This window comes from Bacillus mycoides (assembly GCF_001757995.1).
Classification (GTDB): domain Bacteria; phylum Bacillota; class Bacilli; order Bacillales; family Bacillaceae_G; genus Bacillus_A; species Bacillus_A mycoides_B.
The window spans coordinates 65,839-90,009 of record NZ_LXLV01000062.1 but is presented as its reverse complement, the minus strand read 5'-3'; the positions used below and the strand labels follow the sequence as shown (position 1 = coordinate 90,009).

Below are 24,171 nucleotides of genomic sequence, written 5' to 3'. Positions count from 1 at the left end.
GAAGTTTTTTATGTAAGTTTTTTATTTAAATAGAATGGCCTTAGAGAGGTGAAAAGACAATGAGTTTTGCGATTTCACTAGTTGTTATTATTGTAGTTGTATCACTGTTTGGGACCGTACTAGTCGCACGAAATGTGGAGGAGAATTACGGTAAGTCTACAAAGAGGAATGTAAAAAACTTATCTGCTATTTATATCATTCTTCTTTTAGGGCTTCTTGTAGGAGTTACGTGGTATGCGGTCGTTATTTTATAAAGTTTGTATATGATGAAGGAGTTAATGTATTGATGAAAAATGAGCGCCACGTTTTAGTTGTTTTCCCGCATCCAGATGATGAGTCGTATTGCGTGGCTGGTACAATTTTGGCCTATACTGAGAAAAAAGTCCCTCTTACTTATGTTTGCTTAACACTTGGTGAAATGGGGAGAGCGATGGGGAATCCTCCTTTTGCAACACGTGAATCTTTATATGCTATTAGAGAGAAAGAGTTAAAGCGAGCTACAAATATTTTAGGGATTGAAGATTTACGTATGATGGGATATCGTGATAAGACTCTTGAATTTGAAGAGCTTGGAAAATTAAGAGGTTTGATTCAAAACTGTATTGAAGAATTGAATCCTTCTGTAGTTATTTCTTTCTATCCTGGGTATGCAGTTCATCCAGATCACGATGCAACAGGGGAAGCGGTAGTAGAGGCATTAGCTAATATTTCGGAAAGTAAACGACCAGCCTTTTATGCTATAGCTTTTTCGAAAAATCATGAAGCTGAAATTGGGCCTCCGGATTTTAAAAATGAAGTGAAAGAATATGTTCCAAGAAAATTAGAGGCATTACGAGCACATGCATCACAATTTACAACTAAAGTGGATGAGCTGGAAAGAGAGTATGAAGAAGGTGTTCCAGAAACAGTTGAGTGGTTAGAAAGAGAACCGTTTTGGATATATTCATTCAAAGATAAAAATATGTGATGCTACATCTGAAGGTGATTAATACCATTTTTACAGTGAATACTGTTATTAATGAATTCAGGACACCAGCGTGGAGGGGAGGGAACTAAATGGAATGGCAACCGAATCGTGAAGATAAGATACCAGTTTATAAACAAATTGCTGATTACATTGAAAGAGGCATTTCTACCGGTGAATTCCCTTCTGATAGAAAATTACCTTCTGAGCGTATGTTAGCACAGAAGTTACAAGTGAACCGGAGTACAGTAGTAGCTGCTTATGAGGAATTAAAATCACTTGGGGTAGTAGACCGGCAAAAAGGAAGCGGCACCCGGGTGAATACAGACATATGGGGTGTGTCACATAAACGAATACCGAACTGGGGTAGGTACGTTGAGGATGGATCGTTCTTACCTAATGTACCACTTGTTCAACAAATTCGAACGGAAACACAAAAAGATGACTTAATTAATTTAGCGAGTGGTGAATTGTCACCAGAATTAATTCCGAGTGATAAATTTCGAACGATTTTGTCGGAGAAAACATTTATGGAAAACCTCGGTTATGACCATCCACTTGGAAATGAAATGTTGAGAAAAACAATTGCATCACATGTTCAGCAATATAAACAAATTGAAGCGGATTCAAGTTCTATACTCATTACATCTGGAGCACAACAGGCGCTTAATCTTATTGTTCAATGCTTATTAAAACCTGGCGATGCAATAGCAATTGAGGATCCTTCGTATTGTTTCTCGCTGCCGATGTTTAAATCGGCCGGTTTAAACATATTTCATTTACCTGTTGATGAGCACGGAATGGATCCAGATGACTTAATTGATTTACACAAAAAGCATCGCATTCGAATGGTATTTTTAAATCCGGATTATCAGAATCCAACTGGAACGGTGCTTTCATTAGCAAGACGTAAAAAGATTTTAGAAATGTCTTCTGAATTCGGTATACCGATTGTAGAAGATGATCCGTATAGTTTAACTTCATTTAATGGAGAAGTGAATCCAACATTAAAATCTATGGATCAAAATGGAAATGTTCTTTATATAAGTTCACTATCAAAAATTGTTGCGTCAGGATTACGTATTGGCTGGGTAATTGGCCCTACGCGAGTAATAGAACGTTTAGCAGATGCGAAGCAGCAAGTTGATTTTGGCCATAGTGTATTTACGCAGTGGGTGGCAAATCAATTTTTAGAATCAGAAGATTTTCATGCACATATTACAATGCTTCGTGGACAATTGAAGGAAAGAAGAGATGAGTTAATTAGAAAGCTTGAAGAAATATTAGGGGACCGAGTTGAATTTTTTGTTCCAGAGGGTGGAATACATGTATGGTGCAAAGTGCAAGGAACGTTTGATGAATATCATTTACTAGGTGAATCTATACGAAATGGTGTAGCATTTGTACCCGGAAGCGTCCTAGGCTCGAAAAGTGAATATATACGATTTACTTTTGGCAGAGCGAATGTAGAACAAATTCAGCTTGGAATTACAAGATTTGCAGAGACATTAAACGAGATTCAATAATAAATTGTGGGAATTTGGTATTGAAATGGGGAGTAGCAATTGAAGTTTTTGACGCTTTTACTTCAAGTAGGAGTGCTATATTTGTTTAGTTTGGCTGGCGTATGGATTCAGGAAGTATTTCATTTATCGATGCCAGGAAGTTTAATAGGAATGTTAATTCTCTTTCTGCTTCTTTCCACTCGCATTTTGCCATTAAAATGGTTTGAGATAGGGGCGGAAAAACTAATAGTATTTTTACCTTTATTTTTAATTCCTTCGACGACTGGACTAATGGAATACGGTTCTTTTCTTTTAAGTAAGGGTAGTATTATGTTCTTTCTAGTTGTTGTAAGTACTTTAGTAACATTGATTATTTCAGGTTATGTAAGTCAATTATTAATAACATCTAAAAAATAAAATTGACAAGGTGCGTTATTCAAATGGTCTTAATTTTTATTACTGTAGTGATTTATTTATTGGCGACAAAGCTATATAAAAAATTTACGTTTCCATTTGCTTTACCGGTGTTAACAGTTACGGCAATTATGATTTGCATATTCCTTACTTTCGGGATCTCTCATCGAGACTATAAGGAAAATGGGGGAGATATTCTCTCAAGCTTCTTGAGCCCTGCGATTGTAGCTTTAGCAATACCGCTATTTAAGGAACGAAAGATACTTATGAAAAACTTCTTATCGATACTTGTCGGAGTAGTAATCGGTATAGTGGCTTTAATAAGTTTGAATGTAGTGATTGGGGAAATATTGAATATAGATAAGGAACTTATCTTAACAACTATACCGCAATTAGCGACGATGCCTATTGCAATTTCATTAGCCGAACAAATTGGTGGTATCCCATCTATGACCGCTAGTTTTGTAGTTGTTGCAGGAATAACAGGTGCTATTATAGGACCGACAGTACTTAAGCTTTTCCGTATAACAAGTACGATTGGAAAAGGAGTTGGGATGGGCTGTGCATCACATATCATCGGTGTGAGTCGTCTAGTGAAAGAAGGAGAGAAAGAAGCAACTATCGGTTCGGTAACGATGATTGTAACAGGGATACTTATTAGTATATTCGTACCTTATGGAATGAAATTTTTATTTTAAAAATTAATGAATCGTAATAAGGAGTATAACACTACTCATTTTAGAAAGTAATGGAGATGATGAAAGTGACAACGTGGTTTATAGTTACATTATTTATTTTTGGTGCTCTTAAAGTACTAGTTTCTAGTATGCCAACTTCTGTTGTAGAATCAATTATTAGTAGATTTGAGTTACATCAAAAATTGGATGAGGAAAATACTATTGTAACAGTTGGTGGGGAAAGTATAGAAGGAGAAATGAAACTTCAAGTTATTCAAGAATTCAACGAAGCTTTATTTTTAGATAAACATTATTTTCCCCCGCAAGGGAATGGAACACCATTAGTTATTGAGACGAAGATAGGAAAGAAAACGATTAAGTTTTCTTTATATAGCTACGAGGAACACGTTGATGTAATAAAGCAATATAAGAAGAAAGTAGTTGCATATCGTTTGCGATCAAAAAGTCTTCAAAGTCGTTCAGTAGTAAGAATTGAAGATTATGCTTAAGGGGAGAGGCCGTTATACAAACGGTCTCTTTATTTTGGTAGCCAACGATATACTTTCCAAATAAAAGCAAGAAAAATCATATACCCAAACAAAGAATAAGTATGATGCCAATGCTCATTATGTACAAATAAACCTAGCCTCTCAGCAACTTGCTCAAAAATGCTAGCGCAAACGCCTATTGAAATAATAAATAGAGTTCTAGAAACTGTAGATAATTTCTTTGAAATTTGAATAAAAGAGGCTGTTAAAATCGGTAGTACGAGTAACGTGAAAGCTATGTTAACTGAAAATGTGGATGAGAAGGGTCTAACTGGAAAGGAATATATTTGAGTATGGACAAAGAAAGCATCTAAGCAAGTTCCAATAATAGAAGAGAGTAAGATTGTAACTGCTAATGCTAGAAAATCATTCTTCTTCTCGAAGGAGGACATTTTTCTTTGCGAGAATTGCCAGTTCAATTTTTTCGAGTGTTTTACAGTAGTCTTCTGTAATTTGTCCATTTATATTTTCCTCCTTATCAACTAAGTAATTTACAATTTGCCAATCAGTAAACCAGTCTTCACCTTCAACTTCTTCATGCTTCATATCGCGCCATGCATAGATGAGTGCAGGGCTGTATATACGATAAGCACCATTACGCAACTGGCATTTCTTTATTCGGCGTTTATAAAACTCACGGGAAAAAGATTCATTTACACTTGAAAATAAATGAGCCCAGTAATCTTTCCTTGAGCCTGTGTGTGGATGATGCTCGGCCCAACTTATTATTTGAGATAAAATATGTGTATCCCGAAATAATAATGAATACAACCTTTTTCCAATTAAGATTCGTTCATGCAAGGAAGTAAAATGTTTCATTGTATCACCAAATAATAAAGTTTTTTGTTTTGTATCATTTTCGTCGTAGAATGGGAAAAGGATATGATTAAACTGAAAGAAATCAAAGAGTTTAAATCGGATACTGTTTAGTACAGTCTTTTGAAAGTGTGCATTTTGAATAACTCTTTTTTCTAAGTAGTTTTGTTCATTAATAATAGTTGCGATCGCTAATGTTTTTTTGTTACCTGTTTTCCAAAAATCGTTCCACATCGTTTCCATAAATGTAGAAACATTTAGGTGAGGAAGAAGGTGAAATAGCTTTTTAGATTTTTTTACACTTTGTTCATAAAGCAAGAATTGAGGATATACATCTTGGAAAATGAGCCAATTTCCTCTTTCTAAAAAAGAAAAAAATGTAATTTGATCCTTCTCTGATAAAATCCTCGTATATAAGTCTCCCTTTAAATCAGTCATATTCCAACCACCGTTACGTGATACCATATGTCCAAGTAGTGCCCAATGTATTTCGGGATATTGAATGTAAAATTGATAGTATGCACGTGTTCTTGTGACGTTATTTTTATTTAGTTGTTTTGTCTGTACTTTTATTTTGTCGATGATGAGTTGCTCTTCTTTCGTTAATGTATACATGGTGCCAGAATGAATGAGTTTGCTTTTTTGTTTTAACTCATTTTTTACATCGAATAGGGAGAGAGGAAGTGCTTTGGAAGGATCGTTATATATATTATTTGAGTTATTTGAATTGCTTCGGTACATTCCATTACCTCCCTTTCTTCATGAATGTAAACATGGCATTGGCTATGCACCATTCTATTTATTTTATTACGAGTATAAGAAATAAATGAACGGTGTTTTTCTACAAGTAATATAGTTATCATGCAAACAGTATGAAAAAATCTTACTGTTAAGAAGTGAAATAAAAAACAGAAACTATGTTTAATAGTTTCTGTTTTTTTTATTTTGTCAATTAAATGTAACAAACGACGATTATGATTTGAATCAATTGAAAGTAATTCAATCGCGTTAATAAATACAATTTTTAATGAAATGTCCGGTAGGAGGAAAAGGAATGCTTAATAAAATAATTTTAATTACTGGTGGTACAGGTTCGTGGGGGCATGAACTTATAAAACAACTATTAGAAAAATCACCGAAAGAAATTAGAGTTTTTTCAAGAAATGAAACAGTTCAATTTGAAATGCAGCAGCAATTTATAAATGAAGATAGATTGAAATTTATTATTGGAGATATTCGTGATAAAGACCAACTCGTATATGCTTGCCAAGATGTACATTATGTATTCCATCTTGCAGCTTTAAAACACGTTCCAGTATGTGAGTATTATCCTTATGAAGCTATAAAAACGAATATACATGGTACGCAAAATGTAATTGAAGCATCTATCCAGATGCAAGTTGAGAAAGTTATATATGTTTCAACGGATAAAGCGGCCGATCCATCAAATACGTATGGGATCACAAAAGCAATTGGTGAAAAGTTAATGGTTCATGCGAATGTGCAAACGAAGAAAACAAAATTTATTTGTGTTCGTGGTGGAAATGTTTTAGGGACGAGTGGAAGTGTGGTACCACTTTTTAAAAAGCAAATTAAGAAGTCTTCACAAGTAGAGATTACAGATGAAAATATGACTAGATTTTTCTTAACAATTGAAGATGCTGTTGGATTGTTATTTAAAGCAGCATCTGACGGAAGAGGAGGGGAAATCTTTGTTATGAAAATGCCAGCATGTAAAATAACGGATTTAGCAAAAGTGTTAATTGAAGATTCGAAAAAAGAAAACGTGAAGATAAAAGAAGTAGGGATAAGACCAGGTGAAAAATTAAGTGAAATGCTTTTATCTGAGGTAGAGAGTAAAACAAGTATAAGTTTTGATCAAAATTATTTTGTTGTACTACCGACTATTCCTATAGAAGGACTTCAAGAATATTATGCTAGCTATCCACTTGTGGATGTGAAGAGCTTTAGTTCTCAACAAGACTTACTTGCAAAACATGAGGTGAAACAAATGTTAGAAAAAGGAGGGTTTTTACGATGAAAAAAAATGCGAGCCTTTTAATAACTGGTGCAAATGGCTTCACAGGGCGCCATGCTTGCCAATATTTTTTAAAGCAGGGTTTTCATGTAATTCCTATGTTTCAAAACCGTTCACATAGAGAAAAATTCAGGAATGGCATTACTTGTAATTTAACTAATAAGAGCGAAGTAATGAAGGTAATTAAACAAATAAAGCCAGACTATGTATTGCATTTAGCAGGAAGGAATTCGGTCATAGAGTCTTGGACAGCTGCTCTTGAATACATGGAGATTAATGTAATAGGAACGTTATATTTATTAGAAGCAATTAAGCAAGAAGCACCACATTGTAGAACGTTAGTTATAGGATCTGCATTGCAAGCAGATAGTATGAACAACATAAAAGTTTCAAATCCATATAGTTTAAGTAAAACTATGCAAGTAATCGTCGCAGAGGCTTGGGGTGGATTAATGGATTCAAATATTATCATTGCAAAGCCCTCGAACTTAATTGGTCCAGGAGTATCGAATGGTATTTGTTCTATTCTTGCAAAAAAAATGATAGATATAGAGTCGGGTAAAAGTGAACCAATTATTGAAGTAAACAGTTTGAAAGATAGTAGGGACTTTCTAGATGTACGTGATGCAGTTAAAGCGTATCATGTGTTATTGCGTGATGGTATAAATGGAAAAGAATATAATATTGGATCAGGAGTAAAACGATCTTTATTAGATGTATTAGAACAATATAAAGGATTAACACAGCTGAACTTTACTATAAAAGAAACAGAGAATTTTGAGAGTGACTCAAATAAAAGTTTAGTGTTAGAGGATATAAAAAAGTTAGGTTGGGTCCCAAAAATCCAATTTCATCAATCATTAAAAGATGTACTTGAGTATGCGAAGTGCAGTGACATCTGCATTCAATGAATAATAAAAAAGGGTGTAAGAAGTATATGAATGGTTATGAAGCAATAGATCATCAAAATACGCTATTTCTTGCGATTGTTGATACGCTGGATTGGAAAGATGAAGAAGCGCATGTGTTGCACCTCTATGAGGCAATAAATCAATATCGAGCGTATGTGGAAGAAAAAAAGGTTGATCGAATAAAGCCAGCACTAGAGACAAGAACTAGGCATGTGATTCAAGTTTTTGCTCAGTATGAGTGTAGTGAGTATGGAAATGATTTTTATGAACTCATCAAAGATTTTTTGCACGATATAGGATTTGAGTTAAATGTTTATATAAATAATAGTAAGTTTACTTACATTTAATAGATTGGTATAAAGCAAGATTTTTAATGATAAAGGTGGATATAAGTTATGAATAAAAAGATTCTCTTTACTGGGGGCGGTACAGCCGGACACGTAATGATTAATATGGTATTGATTCCTAAATTTATGGAAAAAGGATGGGGGGTTGAGTATATTGGATCTCAAAATGGAATTGAAAAATTATTAGTTCAAAATGTTAAATACAATAGTATTTCAACGGGGAAGCTTAGGAGATATTGGGATTGGGAGAACTTTGAAGATCCTTTTAAAATTATACACGGTTGTTTACAAAGTTATAAATTAATTAAGAAAATGAAGCCTGACATTATCTTTTCTGCAGGAGGATTTGTTTCAGTTCCTGTAGTTATAGGGGCATGGTTAAATCGTGTACCTATAATAATACGTGAACCAGATAGTACGTTAGGGTTGGCAAATAAAATAGCATTACCTTTTTCTAAAAAACTATGCACAACATTTCCTCAAACAGGGGGTAATGTAAGTACTGAGAAGAAGATTTATGTAGGGCCAATTGTAAGGGAAGAAATTGAGAGAGGTAACGTATTACGAGGAAGAAGCTATTGTAAATTTCAGCAAGATAAACCGGTATTGTTAATAATGGGTGGGAGTCAAGGTGCTAAGTGGATAAATGATATGGTAAGGAAAAGTTTGGGGACATTATTGTTAAATTTTAACATTGTTCATATGTGCGGTAAAGGGAAGGTGGATTTATCTATTGGCATGGAAGGCTATATGCAATTTGAATATATAGGGGAAGAGTTGCCGCATATACTAAATATGGCAAGTGTTGTAGTTTCCAGAGCGGGTTCTACTGCTATTTCTGAATTGTTATTTTTGAAGAAACCGATGTTACTTATCCCATTAACCAACAGTTCCAGTAGGGGAGATCAAGTTTTAAATGCTGAATATTTTTCTCGGCAAGGATATGCGGAAGTTATACTCCAAGACAGAGTAAGTACGAATGCATTTATACATGCAGTAAATAAGTTGTATACAAATAAGGAGAGATATATTCAAAACATGAATGGATATAAGAAAACAAATGATGAGGGAATTCATCAATTAATAGATATAATAAATGAAGTGGTGAAGTAATAGAAATTTAAATAGAAAAACAAAAGGAAAGAAGGTATCTTCTTTCCTTTTTACTATAGTTGTTCAAATTCATTATTACTTATACCGATTAGCTATGTACTATGGGTGAATACCGATTTCTAATAGCTCAGTAAATGCATTAGTATGAATAGGTTTACTGTAATAATAACCTTGAATAAACTGACATTTATTTTTTTGAAGGAAATTCACATGTTCTTTCGTTTCTACACCTTCAGCGATAACCGACATTCCTAATGTATGTGCTAATGTGATGATCGTTTTAATGATTTCCATTCCATCTTCACACGTTTCAGACATTGTAATAAATTCTCTCGGGATTTTTAACGTATCGATGGGATATAAAGGTAAGTAGGCTAGCGAAGAATAGCCTGTACCAAAGTCGTCGATTGAAATGTGAACCCCTAAATTTTTTAGTGTACGCAGTTTTATCAATGTTTCTCTCTCATCCATCATTGCAATTCGTTCTGTTAATTCTAGATCGAGAGAACTTGCAGGTAAGCCTGTATTTGCTAATGTAGAAGAAATAGACTTTACAAAATCTTCTTGTTCAAATTCTTTAGCAGATAGATTTACTCCTATTTTTAAATGTGAATATCCGAGTGCGTGCCAACGTTTCATTTGCTGACAGGCTTGCTGTAATGTCCATTTTCCTATTGGAATAATTTGTAGTGTTTCTTCGGCAATCGGAATAAATTCATATGGAGAAATAACACCTAATTCGGGATGGTTCCATCTGATTAAAGCTTCAGCACCGATAATTTTATTAGATTCACTATCAACCTGAGGTTGATATAAAAGGAATAATTCTTCATTTTGAATTGCGTTTGGTAAATCTTTCTCTAATTTTAATCGTCTTTCAATTTTTTTAGCGATTACATCGTCATAAATAGAGACAGAGTTAAGCTCTTTTTCCTTAGCATCATACATTGCAACATTAGCGTTTTTTAAGAGTGTAGCGGTATCGATTCCACCAGATGGATATATAGCAATCCCGATACTAAGTGATAAAGTTAATTTATGCTCATGTATGACAAACGGTTTTTTCATGCTTTCAAATAATTGGTTACATAAATGTAATAAGGAATCTTGGTCAATATAGTTTTCAATTAGGATTGTAAATTCATCGCCACCGATTCTTGACACATGAGTATGTGATGGAAGACATGATTGGAATCGCTTTGCTACTTCTTCTAATATGTAATCACCTGACGAATGTCCTAGTGTATCGTTAATTACTTTAAAACGGTCTAAATCTAAATATAATAATGCGAACTCACTTTGTGCTGTTTTAGCATTTTTTATAACTTTTCTTAATTTCTTATGGAAAAAGGCACGGTTCCCAATTTTCGTTACAGTATCGTGGAATGCTAAATATTTTATTTCTTCTTGTTGTTTTTTTTATGCGGTAATATCCTTTACCATAATATAGCTTCCTGAAATTTGTCCGTCTATCATAATAGGAACGATGGTAACGTATAAGGAATAAGTAAAGCCATCTTTATATTGAGAACTAAGTTGTAAAGATGCTGATTCTTGTTGTTTAACTTTTTCTAATGCAGATGCTAGTTTATGTTTATCTTCATCTAAAATAATCGAAAAACATGTTTCACCGAGTAACTCGTTCGTTGGTGCTCCAAGTAGTATACTCCCAGCTTTATTTACATTTAAGAATATTCCATTTAAATCAATCGTAAAAATAGGATCAGGATGATATTCATATAATGATTTGAATTTTTGTTGTTTCTGAGATAGAGCCTCTGATTTATGAACTAAATCAGAAGTCCGTAAAGTAACTTTTTCTTCTAGTTGAGCATAAAATGCTTGTAGACGTTTTGTTAGGGAATTGTTTTGCATACGTACAATAGAATGACGAATGAGTACGAAAACAAAAGTAATACAATTTCCTGTAATGAGAGTTGAAGATGCTGTTTGTTCTTTTAATGTAAACCCGATTAGTATTGCAACGGCAAGATATGGAAATACGACTAATACTTTTTTTCCTAGTATAGGGTTTACAATGAAATGATTTTTATGACTATTATAATCTTCGGAAATAGCCCCAGCTATTGCGATAAGTAATATAGGTATTCTATATAAAAGACGTAAGGATGTTATCGTGTCAGTTGATAAATGGTTATGTAAGTAAAAATAAATATAGTTAAAAGTTGCAGAGCTTATTAATACAAAAATAAAAATATAAATTTTCCGTTTGGAATTAAAAACAGTTGGACGGAAAAAGAGACTAACACCTAGTAGAAGAAATAATAGGTCTGCAATTGGATATAGAAAGGAAAGAAAAATATCTCCCAGTGAAAGGGAAAATATATTTAAATTTGGCTGATTAAATAAATACCATTCTAATGTGAATATGGAAGTAAGTACTATGCATATATCACAAATGAAGAACGCTTTTTCCCATTTATTGCACTCTTTTAAGATTTTATAGCAGAAAGCGAGAAGGCAGAAGAATAGAAAAAACATGTAAAATACATCAGAAACAGTAAAACGATGTATTGGAAATTCGAAAAAGTTATCTTGATACGTATATACTATTTTTCCTAATAAAAAACTACCAATTGCTATTGTAATACATATCCAAAAAGGATTTGAACTAACTTTTTTAGAATATATAGAGTATATTAGTGATACAAATGTAATGGCTTCAACGATGAGTGAAGCGAAGCGTACATTGAAATTTGAAAAATGAGTAGGGAACAGAAAGAAAAACATAAAATAGATTGAATAGCATATTAGTGTTGTAATTAATATACATAGTTGTAAATTTTTATTTATTTTCAATAAAATCACCTTCTTTAAGTATGCACTATATTCGTAATATCTATACGTATTAATATTACTTAAGGATTGTATCAGATTTCCTTATAAAAAGCATGCTTATAAGAAAAAAATGAAGAATGTGATACTTCTTAAAATTGAAAAAGTATTGAGTTCAATAATTTTTAGTTTATAAGGAATACAGATAGAATTTGTATATTTAGTCATCCTTTAGATTTTAAAGGTTTTTTAGTGATTTGCAAGCGGAGATGCAAAATTGCATATAAAGTGATGGGAACTTCTCTCTAGATGAGGGGAGTTTTTCGTTATTATAGAGTATTAAGTAAGACCTTTGTATGTACCTATTCTCATACTAATGAGGGATTAAAGAAACGTGTTGATTATATACAATAATATGTAATACAGTAATTAATTTTTAATATGGAGGGAAAATCATGATGAAATGGGTGAAGTTTAGAATAGCACGTCCAACTGATAAATTTGAAGAGGTTATAGCATTCTATGAAAAAGGGTTAGGTTTAAAACGTATAGGTGAATTCTACGATCATGAAGGCTATGATGGGATCATGTTCGGTCTACCAGATGAAGAGTATCATTTAGAATTTACAAGACATATAGATGGGAGCTCTTGTCCGGCTCCAACAAAAGACAATTTACTTGTATTTTACATGCGTGAAGATAGTGAAATGAAAAAAGTGAGTAAAAGGCTGCATGCAATGGGATACGATGAAGTAGAACCAGAAAACCCATATTGGAAAGACAAGGGGATAACGATAGAGGATCCGGATGGTTGGAGAATTGTGTTAATGAAAATAGAAGAATAAAGGGTAATGAAACAAATAAGAATAAGGTTTCGAATTTCGATAAGGTAAAAATATATTGGCTTCCTTCTAAGAAATAAAACTAGGAGTAGCTCTAGCGGGTTCAATTGGATTAAGTGGATTACTTTTTTTAGAACCAAGTGTAAGTGCTGCAGACACAACGCAAGTGAAAGAGGAGAAGTTCAATGCTATTAATGTAGCGATGAATCAAAGTGAATCTTATTTATTGAGTGGTAGAAGCATCGACGTTCTTTCTGGAAATAAGGAGGCAACTCAGTTAAACAAATACACAATTAGTTTTAGTAAACCTGGGAAGTATGTTATTAGGGTAAATGGTTGTATTTATAATGATGTATATACTTTTATTGTGAATGAGTAGTATATGCTCTTGATATTTAATTAAATATATATTGTGGGATGAAAAAAGAAACACCCTATTTGCGATTGGAATCGTAAATAGGGTGAATTATTTGTAAGAAAGTTAACAAGAAGAGCAATTTATATTAAGTTGAGTTTTATATGTTTTGACTAATTTGCTCTTTGTTTTTGTTATGTAAAGTATGTAAGAGTGTTTGAAATATCTTAAATGATTGCTGAAAGATTGGACTTTGAATAAAAGTGTATAGAAAAGTTACGATGAAAACAGGACCTCCTAGCATATATCCAATAACTAGTACAACACATTCTACAATGATTCGAGCCCGGCTAATAGACAGTCCAGTTTTGTCAGAAATAGTAAGCATGAATCCATCGCGAGGTCCAGCACCAATTCCAGCCGCAACGTACATACCGCCCCCAATACCTGTAATTACAATACCAGAAAACAAAATGAATAAATTTATCCATAAATAATCAGTAGCGTTTGGAAGGATGTTTGATTGTAAGAAAAAGTCCATAATAGGGCCGATAAGCAATGCATTTAAAAATGTGCCTACGTTTATATATTTTGGATCTACTAGTAAAGAAATAAGTACGAGGCATAACCCGCATATAACACTCCAAGTACCAAGTGTCCATCCGAATCGTTCATAGAGAGCCATATTTAAAACTTCCCAAGGATGTAACCCAAGAAATTTAACTTTGACTGCAAGAGCGTTTCCGAGCCCAAAGAAAATTAATCCTAAGAAAAAAAGAAAATAGCGAAAGAGAGTTAGCCTCATCTTTAAAACCTCCCAATATATAATGATGTATATTACATGTTTGAATTTCAATGTACAAATATTATGTCTTTTTATGATTTATTAAAAATGTAAATGGATATATATTTTCACAGTCAAAAAAGTTAAAATATTTCGTTTTAAGGATTATAATAGAGAAAGAAATATAAAAGGGAGTGAACGAATTTGAAACAAGAACTTATTGAAAGATTTACGAGATATGTAAAGATTGATACACAATCAAATGAAGAAAGCCATACAGTACCTACAACACCTGGACAAATTGAATTTGGTAAGTTATTAGTAGAAGAGTTAAAAGAGATTGGATTATCAGAAGTGACGATGGATGACAATGGTTATGTAATGGCGACACTTCCTGCTAATACGGATAAAGATGTTCCTGTAATCGGCTTTTTAGCCCATTTAGATACGGCAACAGATTTTACAGGGGAAAATGTAAAGCCACAAATTCATGAGGATTTTGATGGGAAAGCCATTACGTTAAATGAAGAATTAAATGTTGTGTTAACACCAGAACAATTCCCAGAATTACCATCATATAAAGGACATACCATTATTACAACTGATGGTACAACACTTCTAGGAGCAGATGATAAAGCGGGTCTGACAGAAATTATGGTGGCAATGAATTATTTAATACATAATCCGCAAATTAAGCACGGGAAAATTAGAGTTGCGTTTACGCCGGATGAAGAAATTGGCCGTGGACCAGCGCATTTTGATGTAGAAGCGTTTGGTGCATCATTTGCTTATACGATGGATGGAGGTCCATTAGGCGGTTTAGAATATGAAAGCTTTAACGCTGCAAGTGCTAAGTTAACTTTTAATGGAACAAATACACATCCTGGAACAGCGAAAAATAAAATGCGTAACGCAACTAAACTTGCTATGGAATTTAATGGGTATCTACCGGTAGAAGATGCACCAGAATATACGGAAGGTTATGAAGGATTCTATCATTTACTTTCTTTAAATGGTGATGTTGAGCAAAGTAAAGCGTATTATATTATTCGAGATTTTGATCGTGAAAATTTTGAGACACGTAAAAATAACGTTGGAAGTATTGTGAAGCAAATGCAAGAGAAGTATGGGCAAGATGCGGTCGTTTTAGAAATGAATGATCAATACTATAACATGCTTGAAAAAATTGAACCAGTGAGAGAAATTGTTGATATTGCATATGAAGCGATGAAAAGTTTAAATATCGAACCGAACATTCACCCGATTCGCGGTGGAACAGATGGATCACAATTATCATATATGGGATTACCGACGCCAAATATTTTCACTGGTGGTGAAAACTACCACGGTAAATTTGAATATGTTTCGGTAGATACTATGGAAAAAGCTGTTCAAGTTATTGTAGAAATTGCAAGACGATTTGAAGAGCAAGCCTAAAAAGAGAACCAAGTAGTAATGAAATACTACTTGGTTCTTTTCTATACTAAAAAATACAAGGTAAAGTGATATACTTGTTTACAAGATATTTGTAAATTCATGCTTTTTGAAGGGGGTAATGTTATGAGTGAAAATGAGTTTCATGGTTATATAGGGACATATACAAAAGCAAATAGTAAGGGGATTTATAAATTTATACTTGATACGGAACTTGGAGAAATTAAAGAGATTAAATTAGCAACTTCTATAGGAAGTCCTACATATGTAACACTTAGTCATAACAATCAATATCTTTATTCCGTTGCGAAAGATAGTAGACTCGGTGGAATTGCTAGTTTTTCCATTTGTAATAAAACAGGTAATCTGGATTTGATTAACACGCAACTTTTAGAAGGGGCACCTCCGTGTCACTTAAGTGTGGATCAAGAGAATAGTACAGTAGTAGCAGCGAATTATCATAAAGGAACAGTTGAATCTTATGTAGTAAAACAGAGCAACGGAAGTGTAAATGCTACTGCGGCAATTGTAGAACATAAAGGTTCAGGACCGAATAAGGAAAGACAAGAAAAGGCGCATGCTCATTATGTGAATTTTACGCCTGATGAAAAATATGTAGTAGCAGTTGATTTAGGAATGGACAAAGTGATTACATATAAAGAGAGTGACGGGAAATTAATAGAAATCAATGGTTTATCTGTTAAACCTGGTAGTGGTCCGCGGCACCTTGTATTCCACCCAAATGAACAGCTTGCATACGTTATGACGGAACTAAGTTCAGAGATTATTGTACTTCAATATGATGCGAAGAGTGGTAGTTTTAAAGAAAAACAATACATTTCTACATTACCTGAAGAGTATAGTCAGGATAGTTATGGAAGTGCGATTCAGATTTCTTCTGATGGTAAATTTGTTTACGCAGCAAATAGGGGACATAATAGTATTGCAGTTTTTCGAGTGAATGAGCACAATGGAGAGCTCGCTTTTATTGAAACAGTATCGACAGAAGGAGATTGGCCACGTGATTTTTCTTTAGATCCGGATGAAAAATTTTTAATTGCTGCGAATGAAAGATCTAATACTTTGACTTTATTTGCTAGGGATGAAGTGACAGGTGAGCTAACGCTTGTACAGACGGACGTCAATGTTCCAGAGCCAGTATGTGTGAAGTTTTCACATGTAAAAACTAGGTAGGAGAATATTTATGAATTTTAAAGATTATAAAATATGTCATATATACGGACAACAAATGTGGCATGATCAAGCTATTATTATTGGAAATAAAGAAGGATTAGAGCAATTAAAAAATATGATTGATATAGCATTAAATGAAAATCAAAGTGAAGATGTTTTCTTTCCAGTTGATTTCGAAGGATATAATTTAAAAATTATGTGTGTAGAAGACGATGAGAAGTTAGAACACTTATCGTTACCATATCGTGATGAAAACTATTATACAAAAAGTGATGATGAAATATCACCTGAAAATATATTGAAAAAAAGCACGTAAAGGTGCTTTTTTTCAATATAGCACTCGCCATAAATAAAATGTTGCGTAAGACTCCCAATTTATCCAATTTGCTGCAAATTCTTTTATTTCATTTTTAGTCGGTTTATTTTCGGAACCTGTTATAAATTTAATCGCATTATGCAGACCGACATCGTCAATTGGAAAGGCAGAAGGGAATCGCAAGCATCGCATTAAAACATAGTGAGCTGTCCATGGTCCTATACCCCGAATGTCAGTTAATTGTTTTTCGGCTTGCTTCATATCTTGTATTTGTAATAGAGATTCTTTTGATAATTTACCTTTTGTAATGCGCTGTGCGGTATCAATTAAGTATTCGCACTTTCTTGTAGTCATTTTTAATGTAGCGAGATCTTCTACATCTAGATTTGCTATTATTTCAGGTGATGGAAATATCCAATGTTTTCTATCATTCCATTCTACATAATCCCCAAAGTGCTCAACGAATCTTCTTTTTAAAGTATAGGCATATGTGAGGTTAATTTGTTGACCGATAATTCCCCAGCATAGTGCTTCAAATAAATCCGGAATTCCCAAAGTACGAAGACCGTAAAATTCTTTAATGGGCTTTTGAAGGAGTGGATCGTGTTTAGCTAATTTATAGAAGGGAGCTAAATCAGTAGTTAAATCAAACCACTCTTTTACATAGTTAGATACGGCATCGTGTACCCATTTTTCAGAGATATATGATTCTCCTAAAAAACGTATTTGAATATTTCCATCAGTATTCAAACTAATTTCAACTAATGGATTTATGTTTTGAACAGGAATGACTTTATAGATTTTATTATTTTCAATGTGAAACATACATTCATTTTTAGAACGTGAAAGATAGCCTAAGTTTTCTTGAAAACTAAATTCTTTAGGAACGACTAAAGATAATATTTCATTACAACCTTCTGTCATATTTATTCCTCCCGTATTGCTTCTAATTTGAGCAAAGCTTTCTTCATTTCCAAGCCACCTCTAAAACCAGTAAGTTTTCCGTCAATTCCTATAACACGGTGACAAGGAATTGTAATAAGAAGAGGATTTGCTCCAACAGCGGCACCGACAGCACGTACTGCATTAGGGCTTTGTATTCTTTCCGCAATTTCTGAATAAGAATGTGTCTTTCCATAAGGAATTTCACGTACCGTATTCCATACAGATAATTGAAATTCAGTTCCGTAAGCATCGATAGGAAATGTAAAGGTTTCTCGCTTATTTTCCAAATACTCGTTGATCTCTTTCGTAAATGTTTGCAAATAATCTGGATTTTGGATGAGTGTATGTTGTGGTAGTTTTTTTCTAGCCCACGTATTTAGTTCTTCAAAAGTTTCATTTTGTGATCCGATGAAGCATAATCCAGTTGAAGTGGCGGCAATATGCATACGCCAATGTTTATGAACAAGCAATGTCCAATATATAGTTTTATTTTCATGTGGTTCCATTATTTCATTCCTCATTTATCTCGTTCTTTTTTCGGTATTCAGTAGGGGTAAACCCTGTCTTCTTTTTAAATAAAGTCGCGAAATATTCCGGGTTTTCTATCCCGACAGCAGTACTAATTTCTATAACGGTTTGGTTCGTATTTAAAAGGAATTCTTTCGCTTTAACGACTCTGAATTGCTGTATATATTCTATTGGACTTATTCCTGTCAATCTTTTGAATGTGCGTTGTAAATGATATGGACTGCCGTGGCACATTTCTGCGAGTAGGCGGAGAGTTAATACTTCGTCAAAATGCTTTTCAATATAGTCTTTAATTTGTTCTATCCACTCTTCATTTGGTAAAGTGATCCCATTGGGTTTACAACGTTTGCACGGACGAAAGTTTTCTCGCAATGCTTGCTCAGCATGAAGAAAAATTCGTACATTGTTTTTATTCGGTATTCTTGATTTGCACGATGGTCGGCAAAAGATTCCGGTTGATTTTACAGCATAAAAGAATTTGTTATCATATGAAGAATCATTATGAATAATTGCTTGCCAATACTCACTCATTAACGTAAATCCTTCATTGTGCAAAGAACGTCACCTCCGAGATTAGTATAACCTGAATAAAGCACATATGTACGTAATTACGGATGTAAGAGCAAGATTACAAAGATGAAAATATGATTGTTTTTCTATTTTGTGATAGCATGAACTTTGAAAGTGAACAGCAAGAGGAGGACTATAAGTGAAGTTAATTTCATGGAATGTAAATGGTTTGCGTGCAGTTATCGCAAAGGGTGGATTTTTAGAATATCTTGAGGAATCCAATGCAGATATATTTTGTCTACAAGAAATTAAATTACAAAGTGGACAAATTGATTTAAATCCAGAGGGATACTATACATATTGGAATTACGCCGTGAAAAAAGGGTATTCGGGAACAGCTATTTTTACGAAAAAAGAACCGCTTTCTGTTACGTATGGTTTAGGCATTGAAGAGCATGATCAAGAAGGAAGAGTCATTACTTTAGAATTCGAAGATTTTTACATGATAACGTTATATACACCAAATTCAAAACGTGGATTAGAACGATTAGACTACAGAATGAAATGGGAAGACGATTTCCGGTCGCATATTAAGCGATTAGATGAAAAGAAACCGGTTATTTTCTGCGGAGATTTAAACGTTGCTCATAAAGAAATAGATTTGAAAAATCCAAAAAGTAATCGCAAAAACCCTGGATTTTCTGATGAAGAAAGGGAGAAGTTCACACGTGCTTTAGAAGAAGGATTTGTTGATACGTATCGTTATCTTTATCCTGACCAGGAAGGAGCATACTCTTGGTGGTCCTATCGTATGGGAGCAAGAGCGAAAAATATTGGATGGCGTTTAGATTATTTTGTTGTCTCGGAAAGAATAAAAGATCAAATAACAGATGCGAAAATTAACAGTGAAGTAATGGGATCAGACCATTGTCCAGTTGAATTACATATAAATTTTTAAAAAAGAAGTATCTCGCTAATAATAGGCGGATACTTCTTTTTAATTCAGTTTGTTAAAATTTTTCAAATCATTCTTGAAATAATCTGATTTTAAATATATACTTAATAACGATAATCATTATCACTGATAACAATTATCGCTGGATGAGGGTTGTAAAGAATTTAATACTAGGGGAAGTGAACGAGAATGTCTCTCCATTTTATGTAGATTTATTAATGATGTGAAATATAGATGAGAAATATGTTTCATGTAATTAAGTTTCATAGTTGAAATAATATATTTAAAGGTTTCGAGAGGAGATATACAAAAATGAACAAGAAGTTATTTACATTAGGGATGGTTACAGTTTTAAGTGTAGGTTTAGCAGCATGTAATAGTACGGATAAAACTTCAGGGGAACAAAAGCAACAGACAAAAGCTACGGAAACAAAAAAAGATGAAAAACGAAAAATTACATATTTAGGTAAAGAATATACAGTACCAGCAAAAGTAGATAAAATTGCGACAGCTAGTTTAGAGTCAATGGAAGATGCGGCAGTACTTGGAATTAAACCAGTCGGTGCAATTACTGTAGGTGGTAAATTACCAAAGTATCTTGAAAAAGAATTAGAGGGTGCAAAATCTGTAGGTGAGAAAATGCAACCGAATTTCGAAACACTACTACAATTAAAACCAGATGTTATTACATCTAGTACGAAATTTCCAGCAGAAACAGCTGAAAAGTTTACGAAAGTAGCTCCTACATTCCCGGTATCACACGTTTCAACAGATTGGGAAGATAACTTGAAGTTAATGGGAGAATTAACTGGTAAAAAAGATAAAGCAGACAAAATTATTAAAGATTACAATGCGGACGCTGAAAAAGCAAAAGCAAAACTAGGAGATAAGTTAAAAGACAAAAAAGTTCTTGTCATTAGACTAAGAGCAAACGAATTATTCCTATATCCAGAAGGCGTATACTTCAACCCTGTAATTTATAAAGATCTTGGACTAACTGCTCCAGAACAACTTAAAGCTGTAAAAGCACAAGAGAAAATTTCATTTGAAAAACTTGCTGAACTTAACCCGGATTATATTTTCTTACAATATGAGGCAAGTGAAAATAAAAACCCGAAAGTGCTAGAAGAAATTGAAAGCAATCCAATTTGGCAAAGTATGAATGCTGCGAAAGAAAAGAAAGTATTTGTAAACGTTGTAGATCCAATGGCGCAAGGTGGTACAGCTTGGAGTAAAACAGCATTCTTAAAAGAAGCAGTGAAAAATTTATCTAAATAATACAATAAGTAAGGTGCGTTGAATGATATGCAGAAAACAAATGCAGTACCAGTAACCATATTATGTATAGCACCCATACTCATCTTATTTACAGTTATACTTTCTATTTTGTATGGGGCGAAAAGTATTGATGCTGAAACAGTGTGGAACGCATTATTTCATTTTGATTCAAGTGATGTAAATCATAATATTATTATTACTTCACGTTTACCAAGGGTAGTTGCAGCTCTTTTAGTCGGAGCATTTCTAGCCATATCAGGAGCACTTATGCAGGGGATGACAAGAAACTATCTTGCATCCCCTTCTATTATGGGTGTGACGGATGGGGCAGCCTTTGTTATTACACTTTGTATGATTTTTCTTCCGGGAATGTCATCCATTGGTATGGTTTTATGTTCAATGATTGGTTCTGCACTAGGAGCCGGTATCGTGTTTGGTTTTGGTTCGCTCCTTCAAAATGGCTTATCACCAGTTAGGCTAGCAATTATCGGAACAGTTATTGGAACATTTTTAAGTAGTGTATCTGCTGCAATGGCTTCGTATTTCCAAATTTCTCAAAATGTTAGTTTTTGGTTTAATGCAAAGTTAGACCAAGTGGATCCTAATATTATTAAAATTACGATACCGTTTGGGATAATTGGAATAATTTTAGCGTTGTTAATATCAAAATCTATTACCATTCTTTCTTTAGGCGAAGAGGTTTCTATTAATCTAGGGCAGCGTACAAAACTAGTTAAAGCGATGGCAATTTTATCGGTTATTTTCTTAACAGGAACAGCAGTTGCTTTAGTGGGAAAAGTTGGTTTTGTAGGTTTAATTATTCCGCACATTACTCGTTTTATAATTGGAGTAGATTATAAGTGGATATTGCCATGTGCAGGCGTTATTGGTGGCGTGTTCTTAGCATTATGTGACGTTTTAAGTAGATTTGTAAACTATCCATTTGAAACACCAATTGGAGTCGTTACCTCCTTAATTGGAATTCCTTTCTTCCTTTATTTAATCCGTACAAGAGGAGGAGAGAGACATGCTTAAAAGTTCAGGTCAACGCTTTGGAATGACAATGGGGATTATTATATTTTTAATACTATGTGCTATTTATATTAGTTTAACGAATGGTACGTTTGATATTACGATTACAGATGTATTTAAAACACTCTTTAGAATAGATCCAGTACCAGATCATGATTTAGTTATTTTTGAGTTTCGTCTTCCGCGCATCGTAATTGCTGGATTAGTAGGATTAGGTCTCGGTGTTGCAGGTGCTGTAATTCAAGGGATTACGAGAAATGGCCTGGCAGACCCGGGTATTTTAGGAGTAAATGCCGGGGCAGGAACAGCGATCGTCATTTTTATGTTTTTCTTTCAAGGACAATTAAAAAGCACAGATTGGGTTTCTATTATGATGATGCCAATGTTCGGTTTAGTCGGCGGATTAGGTGCAGCTATCATCATTTATCTGTTTTCTTGGAAAAACGGTAAGTTAGATTCGCAGCGTCTTTTATTAACAGGGATTGCAATTGGATCAGGATTTGGAGCATTTTCTATGTATTTATCACTCAAAATGAAGTCAACTGATTTCGAGATGGCTGCAGTTTGGGTGTCAGGAAGTATATATAATGCAAACTGGAAGTATATTATTGCTATGTTGCCGTGGCTTATCATATTAATTCCGCTTATACAAAAGAAAGCTTATTTATTAGATTTATTTCAACTGGAAGAAACGAGTATTACAAGTTTAGGTGTTTCAGTAGAAAGAGAGAAATCTATTTTACTATTAAGTAGTATCGGACTTGTCAGTGCATGTGTTGCAGTTTCAGGAAGTATTGGTTTCATTGGATTAATGGCACCGCATATAGCGAAAAGACTTGTCGGTATTCAGCATAAGCATATCATTCCTACGTGCGGAGTAATCGGAATGTTCCTCGTAATTGCTTCAGACTTTATTGCAAAAACAGTTTTCACACCTGTAGAGTTACCAGTTGGAATTGTTATTTCTATTGTCGGTGTACCGTATTTCTTATATTTACTTTATAAGGCGAAAGCGTAAGAGGAGGAATAAAAGTGAGTATTTTAAGTGCAAAAAATTTAGAAACGAGTTATGAAAAGCTTACAGTGTTTCGCGATTTAAATGTGGAAATACAAGAAGGAAAAGTCACGACAATTATAGGGCCAAACGGGTGCGGTAAATCGACATTGTTAAAAACAATGGGAAGAATTTTAAAGCAAAAGAGCGGTAAAGTATATTTACAAGGACAAGATTTAAATACAATTCCAACGAAAGAAATTGCGAAGCAGTTAGCTTTACTTCCGCAGACGCCAATTGCACCAGGAGAGCTTAAAGTAGAAGAATTAATTTCTTATGGACGCTATCCACATCGAAATAACGTAAATAAGTTAACTTCAAAAGATAAAGAGATGATTGACTGGGCATTAGATATAACGAAAACATCTGCTTTTCGAACGAGACAAATAGCAAATTTATCAGGCGGTCAACGACAAAAAGTATGGCTAGCGATGGCGTTAGCACAAGAGACAGAAGTGTTACTACTAGATGAACCAACTACATATCTTGATATGTCTCATCAATTAGATGTATTACAAATTGTGGAGAAGTTAAATAAAGAACATAATTGTACGGTCGTAATGGTACTACATGATATTAACCATGCAGCAAGGTTTTCAGATGAAATTATTGCGATGAAGGAAGGGGAAATCATTACAACTGGTATCCCAGAAGAAATCATTACAAATGAAGTGTTAAAAGAAGTATTTCATATTGATGCGCGTGTCATGATTGATCCGTATAACGGGTCTCCTGTTTGTTTTGGATACGATAGCGTTGTAACTCAAGAAGAGAAAGTAGAAATATATGTAACGAGTTAAAAGGGGGGATATAAG

General features: G+C 33.8%; 26 protein-coding genes and 1 pseudogene. 20 read left to right on the top strand and 7 right to left on the bottom strand.

Annotated features, from left to right (window positions below; genetic code table 11):
• The first annotated feature begins 59 nt into the window (after positions 1-59).
• The 6 genes from BWGOE10_RS18840 (at position 60) to BWGOE10_RS18815 (ending at position 4,069) form a co-directional block, all read left to right on the top strand.
• On the top strand, positions 60-254 hold the full coding sequence (locus BWGOE10_RS18840) for a hypothetical protein (RefSeq protein ID WP_002014626.1): 195 nt from the start codon (positions 60-62) through the stop codon (positions 252-254).
• A 32-nt stretch (positions 255-286) separates the two neighbouring features.
• Positions 287-967, top strand: a complete 681-nt coding sequence (gene bshB2, locus BWGOE10_RS18835) for a bacillithiol biosynthesis deacetylase BshB2 (RefSeq protein WP_070144542.1) — start codon at positions 287-289, stop codon at positions 965-967.
• Positions 968-1,056: 89 nt separating this feature from the next.
• Positions 1,057-2,490: a PLP-dependent aminotransferase family protein gene (locus tag BWGOE10_RS18830; protein ID WP_070144541.1), complete on the top strand. Its 1,434-nt coding sequence runs from the start codon at positions 1,057-1,059 to the stop codon at positions 2,488-2,490.
• Between the two features lie 39 nt (positions 2,491-2,529).
• Positions 2,530-2,886 (top strand): CidA/LrgA family holin-like protein, encoded by a 357-nt coding sequence (locus tag BWGOE10_RS18825; RefSeq protein WP_070144540.1) that lies wholly within the window; start codon positions 2,530-2,532, stop codon positions 2,884-2,886.
• Positions 2,887-2,909: 23 nt separating this feature from the next.
• Positions 2,910-3,581: an LrgB family protein gene (locus BWGOE10_RS18820; protein WP_070144539.1), complete on the top strand. Its 672-nt coding sequence runs from the start codon at positions 2,910-2,912 to the stop codon at positions 3,579-3,581.
• A 65-nt stretch (positions 3,582-3,646) separates the two neighbouring features.
• On the top strand, positions 3,647-4,069 hold the full coding sequence (locus tag BWGOE10_RS18815; protein ID WP_081338189.1) for a YfmQ family protein: 423 nt from the start codon (positions 3,647-3,649) through the stop codon (positions 4,067-4,069).
• 29 nt (positions 4,070-4,098) lie between these two features.
• On the opposite strand, the gene BWGOE10_RS30375 is transcribed toward BWGOE10_RS18815, so the two are convergent.
• Complete coding sequence (locus tag BWGOE10_RS30375; RefSeq protein ID WP_081338183.1) at positions 4,099-4,500, bottom strand: CBO0543 family protein; 402 nt, start codon at positions 4,498-4,500, stop codon at positions 4,099-4,101.
• Positions 4,475-5,665, bottom strand: coding sequence for a DUF2515 domain-containing protein (locus tag BWGOE10_RS18810; protein WP_070144537.1), 1,191 nt, complete (start codon positions 5,663-5,665; stop codon positions 4,475-4,477). The genes BWGOE10_RS30375 and BWGOE10_RS18810 overlap by 26 nt, the downstream gene beginning before the upstream one ends.
• 313 nt (positions 5,666-5,978) lie before the next feature.
• Between BWGOE10_RS18810 and BWGOE10_RS18805 the strand changes: the two genes are divergently transcribed.
• From BWGOE10_RS18805 to BWGOE10_RS18790, 4 genes are read left to right on the top strand one after another with little or no spacing between them, the layout of a single operon-like run.
• The gene (locus BWGOE10_RS18805) at positions 5,979-6,965 is read left to right on the top strand and encodes a UDP-N-acetylglucosamine 4,6-dehydratase family protein (protein WP_070144536.1); all 987 of its coding nucleotides are present in this window, start codon (positions 5,979-5,981) and stop codon (positions 6,963-6,965) included.
• Positions 6,962-7,873, top strand: coding sequence for an NAD-dependent epimerase/dehydratase family protein (locus tag BWGOE10_RS18800; protein ID WP_070144535.1), 912 nt, complete (start codon positions 6,962-6,964; stop codon positions 7,871-7,873). Before BWGOE10_RS18805 ends, BWGOE10_RS18800 begins: the two co-directional genes overlap by 4 nt.
• Positions 7,870-8,220: a DUF6572 domain-containing protein gene (locus tag BWGOE10_RS18795; RefSeq protein ID WP_070144534.1), complete on the top strand. Its 351-nt coding sequence runs from the start codon at positions 7,870-7,872 to the stop codon at positions 8,218-8,220. The genes BWGOE10_RS18800 and BWGOE10_RS18795 overlap by 4 nt, the downstream gene beginning before the upstream one ends.
• 48 nt (positions 8,221-8,268) lie before the next feature.
• Positions 8,269-9,333, top strand: coding sequence for an undecaprenyldiphospho-muramoylpentapeptide beta-N-acetylglucosaminyltransferase (locus BWGOE10_RS18790; RefSeq protein ID WP_070144533.1), 1,065 nt, complete (start codon positions 8,269-8,271; stop codon positions 9,331-9,333).
• Between the two features lie 99 nt (positions 9,334-9,432).
• Here the strand turns inward: BWGOE10_RS18790 and BWGOE10_RS18785 are convergent.
• Positions 9,433-12,153, bottom strand: a pseudogene (locus BWGOE10_RS18785) (putative bifunctional diguanylate cyclase/phosphodiesterase).
• A 431-nt stretch (positions 12,154-12,584) separates the two neighbouring features.
• Between BWGOE10_RS18785 and BWGOE10_RS18780 the strand changes: the two are divergent.
• Positions 12,585-12,974 (top strand): VOC family protein, encoded by a 390-nt coding sequence (locus BWGOE10_RS18780; protein WP_070144532.1) that lies wholly within the window; start codon positions 12,585-12,587, stop codon positions 12,972-12,974.
• Between the two features lie 73 nt (positions 12,975-13,047).
• Entirely contained in the window at positions 13,048-13,350 is a 303-nt protein-coding gene (locus tag BWGOE10_RS18775; protein ID WP_070144531.1) for a hypothetical protein, read from the top strand.
• A gap of 136 nt (positions 13,351-13,486) precedes the next feature.
• Here the strand turns inward: BWGOE10_RS18775 and BWGOE10_RS18770 are convergent, their stop codons facing one another.
• Entirely contained in the window at positions 13,487-14,131 is a 645-nt protein-coding gene (locus tag BWGOE10_RS18770; RefSeq protein ID WP_070144530.1) for a YczE/YyaS/YitT family protein, read from the bottom strand.
• 183 nt (positions 14,132-14,314) lie between these two features.
• Here BWGOE10_RS18770 and pepT point away from each other — a divergent pair, with 183 nt between their 5' ends.
• From pepT to BWGOE10_RS18755, 3 genes are all read left to right on the top strand, one after another.
• Positions 14,315-15,547, top strand: a complete 1,233-nt coding sequence (gene pepT, locus BWGOE10_RS18765; RefSeq protein WP_070144529.1) for a peptidase T — start codon at positions 14,315-14,317, stop codon at positions 15,545-15,547.
• 123 nt (positions 15,548-15,670) lie between these two features.
• Complete coding sequence (locus tag BWGOE10_RS18760) at positions 15,671-16,738, top strand: lactonase family protein (protein WP_070144528.1); 1,068 nt, start codon at positions 15,671-15,673, stop codon at positions 16,736-16,738.
• 10 nt (positions 16,739-16,748) lie between these two features.
• The gene (locus BWGOE10_RS18755) at positions 16,749-17,054 is read left to right on the top strand and encodes a hypothetical protein (RefSeq protein ID WP_070144527.1); all 306 of its coding nucleotides are present in this window, start codon (positions 16,749-16,751) and stop codon (positions 17,052-17,054) included.
• A 12-nt stretch (positions 17,055-17,066) separates the two neighbouring features.
• On the opposite strand, the gene BWGOE10_RS18750 is transcribed toward BWGOE10_RS18755, so the two are convergent.
• The 3 genes from BWGOE10_RS18750 to BWGOE10_RS18740 are packed head-to-tail and all read right to left on the bottom strand — an operon-like array spanning position 17,067 to position 19,082.
• The gene (locus BWGOE10_RS18750; protein ID WP_070144526.1) at positions 17,067-17,978 is read right to left on the bottom strand and encodes a DNA-3-methyladenine glycosylase 2; all 912 of its coding nucleotides are present in this window, start codon (positions 17,976-17,978) and stop codon (positions 17,067-17,069) included.
• 2 nt (positions 17,979-17,980) lie between these two features.
• Positions 17,981-18,505: a methylated-DNA--[protein]-cysteine S-methyltransferase gene (locus BWGOE10_RS18745; protein WP_070144525.1), complete on the bottom strand. Its 525-nt coding sequence runs from the start codon at positions 18,503-18,505 to the stop codon at positions 17,981-17,983.
• Positions 18,506-18,509: 4 nt separating this feature from the next.
• Entirely contained in the window at positions 18,510-19,082 is a 573-nt protein-coding gene (locus BWGOE10_RS18740; RefSeq protein ID WP_070144524.1) for a bifunctional transcriptional activator/DNA repair enzyme AdaA, read from the bottom strand.
• A gap of 154 nt (positions 19,083-19,236) precedes the next feature.
• On the opposite strand from BWGOE10_RS18740, the gene BWGOE10_RS18735 reads away from it, so the two are divergent.
• From BWGOE10_RS18735 to BWGOE10_RS18715, 5 genes are all read left to right on the top strand, one after another.
• A complete protein-coding gene (locus tag BWGOE10_RS18735; protein ID WP_070144523.1) occupies positions 19,237-19,995 on the top strand; it encodes an exodeoxyribonuclease III in 759 nt (252 codons plus the stop codon).
• 309 nt (positions 19,996-20,304) lie between these two features.
• Positions 20,305-21,270 (top strand): iron-hydroxamate ABC transporter substrate-binding protein, encoded by a 966-nt coding sequence (locus BWGOE10_RS18730; RefSeq protein ID WP_070144522.1) that lies wholly within the window; start codon positions 20,305-20,307, stop codon positions 21,268-21,270.
• Positions 21,271-21,297: 27 nt separating this feature from the next.
• Positions 21,298-22,305, top strand: a complete 1,008-nt coding sequence (locus BWGOE10_RS18725) for a FecCD family ABC transporter permease (RefSeq protein WP_001173054.1) — start codon at positions 21,298-21,300, stop codon at positions 22,303-22,305.
• Positions 22,298-23,320, top strand: coding sequence for a FecCD family ABC transporter permease (locus BWGOE10_RS18720; RefSeq protein ID WP_070144521.1), 1,023 nt, complete (start codon positions 22,298-22,300; stop codon positions 23,318-23,320). Before BWGOE10_RS18725 ends, BWGOE10_RS18720 begins: the two co-directional genes overlap by 8 nt.
• A 14-nt stretch (positions 23,321-23,334) precedes the next feature.
• Positions 23,335-24,156 (top strand): ABC transporter ATP-binding protein, encoded by an 822-nt coding sequence (locus tag BWGOE10_RS18715; protein ID WP_070144520.1) that lies wholly within the window; start codon positions 23,335-23,337, stop codon positions 24,154-24,156.
• Positions 24,157-24,171: the final 15 nt, after the last annotated feature.

Bases quoted from the DNA above. Each gene is read 5' to 3' on its own strand.
- BWGOE10_RS18840 (WP_002014626.1), top strand. From the start codon at position 60: ATGAGTTTTGCGATTTCACTAGTTGTTATTATTGTAGTTGTATCACTG.
- bshB2 (WP_070144542.1), top strand. From the start codon at position 287: ATGAAAAATGAGCGCCACGTTTTAGTTGTTTTCCCGCATCCAGATGAT.
- BWGOE10_RS18830 (WP_070144541.1), top strand. From the start codon at position 1,057: ATGGAATGGCAACCGAATCGTGAAGATAAGATACCAGTTTATAAACAA.
- BWGOE10_RS18820 (WP_070144539.1), top strand. From the start codon at position 2,910: ATGGTCTTAATTTTTATTACTGTAGTGATTTATTTATTGGCGACAAAG.
- BWGOE10_RS30375 (WP_081338183.1), bottom strand. From the start codon at position 4,500: ATGTCCTCCTTCGAGAAGAAGAATGATTTTCTAGCATTAGCAGTTACA.
- BWGOE10_RS18810 (WP_070144537.1), bottom strand. From the start codon at position 5,665: ATGTACCGAAGCAATTCAAATAACTCAAATAATATATATAACGATCCT.
- BWGOE10_RS18805 (WP_070144536.1), top strand. From the start codon at position 5,979: ATGCTTAATAAAATAATTTTAATTACTGGTGGTACAGGTTCGTGGGGG.
- BWGOE10_RS18800 (WP_070144535.1), top strand. From the start codon at position 6,962: ATGAAAAAAAATGCGAGCCTTTTAATAACTGGTGCAAATGGCTTCACA.
- BWGOE10_RS18795 (WP_070144534.1), top strand. From the start codon at position 7,870: ATGAATAATAAAAAAGGGTGTAAGAAGTATATGAATGGTTATGAAGCA.
- BWGOE10_RS18790 (WP_070144533.1), top strand. From the start codon at position 8,269: ATGAATAAAAAGATTCTCTTTACTGGGGGCGGTACAGCCGGACACGTA.
- BWGOE10_RS18780 (WP_070144532.1), top strand. From the start codon at position 12,585: ATGATGAAATGGGTGAAGTTTAGAATAGCACGTCCAACTGATAAATTT.
- BWGOE10_RS18770 (WP_070144530.1), bottom strand. From the start codon at position 14,131: ATGAGGCTAACTCTCTTTCGCTATTTTCTTTTTTTCTTAGGATTAATT.
- BWGOE10_RS18760 (WP_070144528.1), top strand. From the start codon at position 15,671: ATGAGTGAAAATGAGTTTCATGGTTATATAGGGACATATACAAAAGCA.
- BWGOE10_RS18755 (WP_070144527.1), top strand. From the start codon at position 16,749: ATGAATTTTAAAGATTATAAAATATGTCATATATACGGACAACAAATG.
- BWGOE10_RS18750 (WP_070144526.1), bottom strand. From the start codon at position 17,978: ATGACAGAAGGTTGTAATGAAATATTATCTTTAGTCGTTCCTAAAGAA.
- BWGOE10_RS18745 (WP_070144525.1), bottom strand. From the start codon at position 18,505: ATGGAACCACATGAAAATAAAACTATATATTGGACATTGCTTGTTCAT.
- BWGOE10_RS18730 (WP_070144522.1), top strand. From the start codon at position 20,305: ATGAACAAGAAGTTATTTACATTAGGGATGGTTACAGTTTTAAGTGTA.
- BWGOE10_RS18725 (WP_001173054.1), top strand. From the start codon at position 21,298: ATGCAGAAAACAAATGCAGTACCAGTAACCATATTATGTATAGCACCC.
- BWGOE10_RS18720 (WP_070144521.1), top strand. From the start codon at position 22,298: ATGCTTAAAAGTTCAGGTCAACGCTTTGGAATGACAATGGGGATTATT.